Source organism: Vibrio sp. G-C-1 (assembly GCF_021728015.1).
GTDB lineage: Bacteria > Pseudomonadota > Gammaproteobacteria > Enterobacterales > Vibrionaceae > Vibrio > Vibrio splendidus.
Genome location: NZ_JAKKCR010000012.1, coordinates 168704 through 177005 on the forward strand (window position 1 = coordinate 168704; position 8302 = coordinate 177005).

General features: G+C 41.2%; 6 protein-coding genes. 5 read left to right on the forward strand and 1 reads right to left on the reverse strand.

Annotated elements, in window-relative coordinates; genetic code table 11:
• The first annotated feature begins 230 nt into the window (after positions 1-230).
• The 3 genes from L3V36_RS17825 (at position 231) to L3V36_RS17835 (ending at position 3446) form a co-directional block, all read left to right on the forward strand.
• On the forward strand, positions 231-1007 hold the full coding sequence (locus L3V36_RS17825) for an SDR family oxidoreductase (protein WP_004733530.1): 777 nt from the start codon (positions 231-233) through the stop codon (positions 1005-1007).
• A gap of 201 nt (positions 1008-1208) precedes the next feature.
• Positions 1209-1931, forward strand: coding sequence for a FadR/GntR family transcriptional regulator (locus L3V36_RS17830; RefSeq protein WP_004733529.1), 723 nt, complete (start codon positions 1209-1211; stop codon positions 1929-1931).
• Between the two features lie 147 nt (positions 1932-2078).
• Positions 2079-3446 (forward strand): MATE family efflux transporter, encoded by a 1368-nt coding sequence (locus tag L3V36_RS17835; protein ID WP_208775627.1) that lies wholly within the window; start codon positions 2079-2081, stop codon positions 3444-3446.
• A 259-nt stretch (positions 3447-3705) separates the two neighbouring features.
• Here L3V36_RS17835 and L3V36_RS17840 read toward each other — a convergent pair whose 3' ends face one another.
• Positions 3706-4743 carry a polysaccharide lyase family 7 protein gene (locus L3V36_RS17840; protein ID WP_004733527.1) on the reverse strand — a complete coding sequence of 346 codons (1038 nt, stop codon included), beginning with the start codon at positions 4741-4743 and terminating at the stop codon, positions 3706-3708.
• A 537-nt stretch (positions 4744-5280) separates the two neighbouring features.
• Between L3V36_RS17840 and L3V36_RS17845 the strand changes: the two genes are divergently transcribed.
• A complete protein-coding gene (locus tag L3V36_RS17845) occupies positions 5281-6141 on the forward strand; it encodes an oligogalacturonate-specific porin KdgM family protein (protein WP_017095148.1) in 861 nt (286 codons plus the stop codon).
• Positions 6142-6333: 192 nt separating this feature from the next.
• Positions 6334-8133 (forward strand): hypothetical protein, encoded by a 1800-nt coding sequence (locus tag L3V36_RS17850; RefSeq protein ID WP_102448333.1) that lies wholly within the window; start codon positions 6334-6336, stop codon positions 8131-8133.
• Positions 8134-8302: the final 169 nt, after the last annotated feature.

Consider the following 8302-nt stretch of genomic DNA (forward strand, 5'->3'; position numbering starts at 1 on the left):
GCATTATTTTAACAATCTTGTAAGTATTAAGCTCATCAAACCAAATATACCCATTTATTCATACAAATAGTTCTTATTTACACATTTTTTGTATGCGTGAACTCACAAAACCACTCTTACTCTCACTATTTATGTCGGTAATGATCAGTTTTTAGATGAACACTCTTGAATATAGCAAGTGTTATTGTATGATTTATTAACGCAAATAATCTACAATATAGGCGACTCTGATGTTTAACGATTTAAAAGGCAAACGCATTTTAATTACTGGCTCTACTGCTGGTATGGGCTTAGCTACTGCACGCATTTTTGCAAAGTACGGCGCAAAGATTGGCATCAATAGTCGTGCTTTCAGCCCAAAAGTCGATGACGTTCTCACCGAACTCACCGCATTGGGTGGCGATGTTGCGTTTTTTCCTGCCAACCTAATGGACACATTAGAGTGCGAAAGGTTAGTCAAAGAGTTCACCGACCATTTTGGCGGCATGGATGTGTTGATTAACAACGCAGGTGGCCTTGGTGGGCGTGCAAGTCTAGAAAATATCGATGACGAGTTTTATGAGCGTGTGATGAACCTAAATGTTCGATCCGCGCTGATGACAACTAAGTTCTCTATCCCACACTTGCGTGCATCTGCTGCTCTATCGGGGCAAACATCGTGTGTGATTAGCACGGGCTCTATTGCCGCTCGCGAAGGCGGTGGTGTGGGTGCTGGCGTATATGCCGCATCTAAAGCGTGGTTACACGACATTCACCGCAATTGGGTGAAAGAGTTCGCGCAAGACAATATCCGTTTCAACATTGTTTCACCGGGCACTATCGACACCGCATTTCACGATGGCAAGAGCGACGATCTGAAAGCGACCATTGCTAACAACATTCCAATGGGACGCTTTGGCAATATTGATGAAGTTGCCCCTTCATTTGCTTTCTTTGCATCGCACGCTTGTAGCGGTTACATCACAGGGCAAATCCTAGATGTTAACGGCGGACAAATAACGCCCTAGCTAGCTGACTAATATAAGCTCACTAAGTTATATAGAATCGTTAAGTTACATAAAGTCGTTAAGACCGTCACACTAAATAAGGTCATCAGACCCAAATAGATGAGGGAAAACCTCACACTATATTAGACGTATACACTGACACTAAGCGCCAGATTCGTCTGGCTTTTTTTGTTTTCAAAGTTTCAATTTCAGGTGGTTTAAATGTCAATATTTACATTGGTGGAAGATTCAAGCCGCCGAATTCATGTTCAAGTCGCGAGACAAATTGCTCGCAAAATCTTGTCTGGCGAGTTGAAAGAAAATCAGAAGTTACCTAGCGAAATGGAGTTGTGCGAGATCTTTGGAGTCAGCAGAACTGCCCTTCGAGAATCCACTAAGCTGCTTTCAGCAAAAGGGTTGATTGAATCAAAGCCTAAAGTGGGCACTCGTATCAAACCAAGAACGCAATGGCACTTTTTAGATCCTCAATTACTGTATTGGATCCAAGATTTAGAAGACACCAAACCCTTTTTATCTCAATTCTTAGGCTTAAGAAAAGCGATTGACCCAGAAGCGTGTGCGCTTGCAGCATCCAACGCTACGGTAGAGCAACGCAAAGAGCTTTCGATTCTTTTCCAAAAGATGACCATCGCGGCAAACGGCTTTGATTATCAAGAGTGGACAACCAACGATCATCTGTTTCACCAAACGATTTTCTTATCGACGGGTAACCAGTTTTACATTCCGTTCGCGAACATTCTGTCGACAATTTTCAAACAGTTTATCGACCACTCTGCCGAAGGCGGTCGCTTCTGTTTAGAAGAGCACAAAGCGATATACGATGCGATTATGTCAGGCAATGCGAATCAGGCTCGAATAGCCTCTCAAGCTTTACTTGATGATGAAAACCAAAAGCTGTCTAGGGTTGAATTAGCCATCGCATAACCAAGATTGACCAGACTGACTCGTGTATCCCAATACACGAGTCAGTCTGTTTTAGCGCCCATTTTTAACCATCCATTACCGTAGTGTTTCATCTTTAAATGTTGAACTCGGGTCCTCTCAGAGAAAACTTACGGTTACACACATAAGGTGTTGTTTGTGTCTACACAATCGTATGTAAGGAAAAATTTCTCTCTCGCCTGGCCCCTAGCCCTAAACGGTATATTGATGCAGTCGATGTTGATGATCGATACGCTGCTGGTTTCTCCTCTTGGTGAAATACCTTTGGCTGCCATGGGAATTGCGACCACTATGGTTGCCTTTGTACTCGGTATTCAAATGGCGCTGGCAAACGGCACTCAGCTAGTATTGAGCCGCGCCGTGGGTTCTGGCATTACCGCTTCATTATCCAAAGCGTTTTGGGCAGGTCTGTTCATCAACTTAGGTATCGCGACAATATTTTGGTTTCTGCTCACCTTTTTAGAACAACCTTTAATTCAAGCCTTAACCGACGATAAAGCCCTTTACTTAGAAATCAGCCACTACCTTGATATCTCAAAGTATCTCGTCATTTTCACAGCATTAACGCAAGTAATTATCGCCCTATTTAATGCATTAGGAAGAACCAAAATACCGTTTAAAGGGTATTTGATTGAATTGCCGATCAACGCTGTACTTTCTTATGGACTCATTCACGGCTTTTCAAATTTCGACGGTATTGGTGTTCAAGGCGCCGCGCTAGGCAGTGTTATTGCTATCACCCTTCGCCTTGTGTATCTGGTTCTTTGCGTGTATTTGAGCTCAGCAATTTCACTCAAATTAGACGCCCAGCGATCTGAGTTCATGACAAACGTTCGCCGTCACTTTATCGAGATATTCCCTGTCGCAGCAAATGTAACCATGCTATTGATTGGCGCAACGATTTATCAGTTACTGTATTCGCAACTTAACATCAACGCGTATGTTGCGATTACTTTGGTGATGCCTTGGATTAGGGCAGTCTCTCAATTTATTACTGCTTGGGCTCACTCTTCCGCGATTACTATCAGCCAAGCGATTGGCTCTAAAAAGATGGATGACCTAGTCAAAAACGTCGATACCAGTATTGATATTGCGGTCGTCATTTCTTTTGTGTGTGCAATCTTGTTCGCAGGATTAAGTCTGGTCATTGGTGACATTTACCCGAACTTGGATGAGTCTACCTATCAAGCATTGGCCGTTATCGCCCCACTCTACATCTTCTTGCCGATTGTCCGTGGCTACAACACGGTTCATGGGAATGTACTAAGAGCACTAGGAAAAACGACCGCAGTCTTCAAAATCAACTTTACTGGTCAATGGGTAATTTCAATTCCATTGTGTGCATTGATCATCTTTGGATTAGACGGTTCTATCTTTTGGGCATTTGCCATCCAACCATTCGAAGAAGTCGTGAAAGCTTTCCCATTCCGTCACTTGGCTCGAAAGTCTCTTAAAGAGTTTGATGCCGACAAAGCCAAAGAGTTGATGTATGACTAAACTCCGTATCGAGTTGCCGTCCCAAAATCTTCCTACGCTTTCTGAATACAACCTTGTCTTTTGACAAGGTTGTATTGTTTTAGCTGTACCTTTCATTAGTAGGCTTCACGTACACCCTCATAGATACCAAGGTCACATTAATACCAAGGTCATCTTAAAACTCATATAAAACAAAAAGACCACTCAACATTCGGTTAAGTGGTCTTCGAAAATAATCCTTAAGGACTGCGTCTAGCTAGCCTATTGGTTATGCTATGTGCTATTTACCGTTCAACTTAAGCGCTGAGAAAGTCACACTGTTGTAATCGCCATTCTTTTTATCGACAGCGAAATCGCCAGTACCGCCACAACCAGGCCCCCATACAGGGTGAGAATCGCTCACACTACATTGGCCGTATGCGCCCGCTTTGTAATAGAAATCATCTTCAGCATAACCCGTTGGTGAATCAAGTTCATCGATACCCTTACTCAGGTCGATTTCATACTTAACGGTATCGTGACGCTCGGTTTCAAACGTTAGGTACATCATGGTGCCTTTCACTTCCACTTTGTAACTAAACTCTTCACCAAGAGCAATACCCGCTTCACCCGGCTCTGCAGGGTTTTCCCACGTGTTACCCCACACTGGATAAGCGATATCGGCACGGTTAGGATCTTTTTTCTCTAGGTTACGTTCATAGTTCCAGAATACTGAACCCATTTCTTGGTCAGGAAACTTCTTATAGAAGATCTTTAGTGGTTCATTACCATGCCCATAACCAGTTCCAGCTTTGATTAGCTCATTATGTTTTTTAGCGTGAATCTGACCAACAACCACCGAGTGAGCTGGGTACTTTTCTGGGAACTTAGCGTTAACTGAGACGTGATTCACTTTTAATGTCGCTTCTAATGTTCCGCCAACAGCACTGTATTCACTAGCCGCTGGGTGACTCGACAGTGCCCACTGGTTTCCTTTATCAGCCGTATCGATAGAGAAATCTGCGCCTCTTGGCATTTGTCGTAATTCAGAACGCGCATTTTTCGAGTTTTTCGTCGTAATCGCTTGGTTCTGCACTTCAAATACAAGGTTGCCGTCTTTATCAAGATGGAAGAAATCACTATGTGAGTAGCTCATCATGGCTACCCCTTCTATTTCATCAACACGACCATCTTCATTAATATCTGAAGGTATGGTTATTTTCCAATTATGCATATCGAATTTATCGGCAGGTACGGGGTAAGAAACACCGTTATTTGCGAAAGTAACCATTGGCACAGTCGCTAATAACGCCACTGCTAATATGTTTTTCTTAAACATGACTCATCCTTTATTGTTAACAGATACTGAGTACACTCTCAGCACAGAAACTACTTTTGAACACGAATTAGTACTAAATATTTTCTCTTCGACTTAAATAAACCAACCAATAAATAGAATTTACATTTCGCCATCTTTTAACTTTTACCAAACATTTGGCGGTGGTTTATATCTATATTCCTCAACATGCTCCGTTATGTTTAAACCACAATAACTAGAACATCGATATGAAATCGTGAGAACATCCTTATATTTGTATTATTTTAACACATACATCAACATGGGCTTACAAGGTTTGTTAATATGAGAAGTGAGTCATGATTGATTTGAATGGTAAGCCTTAAATTGGGATATTCATAACATTTAGCTATATAAACAGGCCATTATTCGGAACTTTTGATAGATCTCACAGAAATTTAACCCAAGAATAAATATCATATTTGTCATACATTAATTTAATACCACGTAAGGTATTGGTTTGTGAGCCAGGGGTACATTGGATGTATCCAGAATAAAAAATAATAGTGAGACAAAGGTATGAATTCTGTTACAAAAATTGCTGCTGCTGTTGCATGTACTCTTTTAGCGGGCACAGCTGCCAGTGCATCTCTTGATTATCGTTACGAGTATCGTGCTGCGACGGATTATACAAAGACTAATGGTGATACGGCTCACGTAGACGCTCGCCATCAACACCGAGTTAAGTTAGGTGAAAGCTTTAAGCTGTCAGACAAGTGGAAGCACTCTACTGGCCTAGAAGTTAAATTTCACACTGATGATTCATACTATGATGAAGATTCAGGTTCTGTTAAATCAGCGAACAGTAGAAGCTTCTATGATGGCAATTGGTACATCTATGGTATGGAGATTGATAACACAGCGACATACAAAATAGACAACAATTGGTATCTGCAAATGGGTATGCCTATTGCTTGGGATTGGGATGAGCCTAATGCTAACGATGGCGACTGGAAGATGAAGAAGGTTACGTTCAAACCTCAGTTCCGCGTTGGTTATAAAGCAGACATGGGTTTAACGACTGCAATTCGTTACCGTCATGAATATGCTGATTTCCGCAACTACACACAATTTGGTGACAAAGATTCTGAAACTGGCGAACGTTTAGAATCAGCTCAAAAGTCTAAAGTTACACTGACGGGTTCTTACAAAATTGAATCTCTACCTAAGCTTGGCCTTTCTTACGAAGCAAACTATGTGAAATCTTTGGATAACGTACTTCTTTATAATAGTGATGACTGGGAATGGGATGCTGGCCTAAAGGTAAACTACAAGTTCGGTTCTTGGAAACCTTTTGCTGAAATCTGGTCTTCTGATATCAGCTCATCTTCAAAAGATCGTGAAGCTAAATACCGTGTAGGTATTGCTTACTCATTCTAATAATAAAATAGTCAAACTATAAAATAGCCCTCTCCTCTTGTAATTTATTGGGGCATATTTTAATTACTTTATTTTAAATAATAGGATGTTCTAATCAGAATTAGCTTCATCCTAATAAATATTTAACGACTATTTATTATCTATTTCTTATGTGATTTACATATGGATTTAATATCATAAAGAGAATATTTTATGCAGATTTCTAAAGTCGCTACAGCTGTCGCTCTTTCGACAGGTTTATTATTCGGTTGTAACAGTGATGGTTTACCTATTCCGACGGATGGTTCTACCGATCCAGCAACACCAACTTCAGCATTATTAAATGGTTATTGGGAGTTTTCTGATACGGCTGTATTCTCGACAGCTTATTCATCATCAAGTGATGGTGGTTTACCCAACGTTTATCGATTTTCTGCCGATGGCTCGACGTTGTATTTCTATACCGACGATTCAAGTAATGCAGTATCCAACACCGAATACGAAAGATTTGAAACCACTTATACAGAAACAGTTGAAGATGATACTTCAGGCCAAGTAGCCTTTACCTTGTTCAATGATGATGGTTCTGTCAGCACAATCTCAGTAGATGGTAACTACGCAGTTTCTGATGGTGGTGTTTCAATCACCGATACCAATGTCCCTCTATCAGGTACGGACTACGCTGATGATAGTAGTGTCACAGGCCCTGCAGACAATGCCGATGAATCCTCAGGAGTGAACAATGCCGCTCAACTTTTGGACACCTTAACAAGTGACACCGGTGAATTAAGACTTAAAATCACGGATTCAAGTTCTACAGTTGGTAATACTATTTCTTCAGGCAAGCTTACTGCCGATTTAACTTACCGAATTAATGAAGACAGCGATGAAGTCGATGTTGGTCAAAACAACGCTTATATCTCTCTATATTCTACGAACAGCGAAAACAAGGTGAGTAATACTTATCACCATGGTGACATTGCTATAGGTGGTGGCCAAATCCAGGCGCGAGATAACACCGGTTCATTGGGTTCAGTTGGTACTTATGAAACTGATGAAAATGGTATATTTACAGCTGATGTTGAGGTCGTTTGGACTGCAGATTCTCATACTTTTACAATTAATGGAACTAACTATGTTGGCGACATAGCTGACGCTTCTTCTGGTGAAGTTCAAGTAATTGCTCTGAGATTAGGAACTAATGGTGATACGACACCTTATGAACTTATTATTGATAATCTAGAAATTTACTCTTTTGATGACACTACTGGTCAGTATGTTAAAGAGTTTAATGATAATTTTAACGACTACTCTGTCGGCATGAGCCTAAAAACAGCACCTTATAACAGCAGTACATCAGAAGCATCTGTAGTGAGCTTAACGGGTGAAGAGCCCGAAACTCCTGACCCAGTAGACAATAAAGTCGCCGCTATTACTGATACTGATACAGGCGACACTGGAGAATTGCGCTACAAGTTTGATTCAGGTATGACAACAGGTACGCATAAAGTTTCTATGTACTATGATGCTGCTGAAAGTGAATCTGCGTATGTCTCTCTTTTTGATACAAAGAATTCAACATCATCCTTAATTGGTGAGTTCAAAATTGATGAAGGGAAAATCACCCTTCGCGGAGAAGCTACTCAAGTAACTACATTTACTCCTGGTTCATGGATTGACCTAGAGATGTCTTGGGACACATCAAGCTTAGATGCTGCAGGCACTTACACCGTTAAGGTAAATGGTACTGAGTATGGCCCTTATACGTCACAAAACACCACACCTGGTGTGGAAGTTACCGCGACAACCATTAAGTTTTCATCGAACAGTGGCACAGCAGATACAACATTGTTCGTCGATGATTACATAGTTTACTCTGACACAGCAGGAACGACTGAAATCTTTTCTGATGACTACGAGAGCTACAGCATTGGCGCAGATTTAAGTGCATCGCCATACAACTCAAGTACATTCTCTGCGGTTGTTGCAGAAGACCCTCTAAACGCTGAGTAGTAAGTTAACTTAAGACTCTGTCAAAAATGCCGTCCTTGTGACTAATGCCGTTCGGATAAGCATTATTGCTTGAACCTGAACGGATATTTGGCTGGGACAAAGAGGACTGAACGTGGAAACGTTCGGTCCTTTCTTTTATCTGGAAGAATGAAGTGACTCAAACTGTCTC

Coding starts and splice junctions, on each gene's coding strand:
- L3V36_RS17825 (WP_004733530.1), top strand. CDS start 231: ATGTTTAACGATTTAAAAGGCAAACGCATTTTAATTACTGGCTCTACT.
- L3V36_RS17830 (WP_004733529.1), top strand. CDS start 1,209: ATGTCAATATTTACATTGGTGGAAGATTCAAGCCGCCGAATTCATGTT.
- L3V36_RS17840 (WP_004733527.1), bottom strand. CDS start 4,743: ATGTTTAAGAAAAACATATTAGCAGTGGCGTTATTAGCGACTGTGCCA.
- L3V36_RS17845 (WP_017095148.1), top strand. CDS start 5,281: ATGAATTCTGTTACAAAAATTGCTGCTGCTGTTGCATGTACTCTTTTA.
- L3V36_RS17850 (WP_102448333.1), top strand. CDS start 6,334: ATGCAGATTTCTAAAGTCGCTACAGCTGTCGCTCTTTCGACAGGTTTA.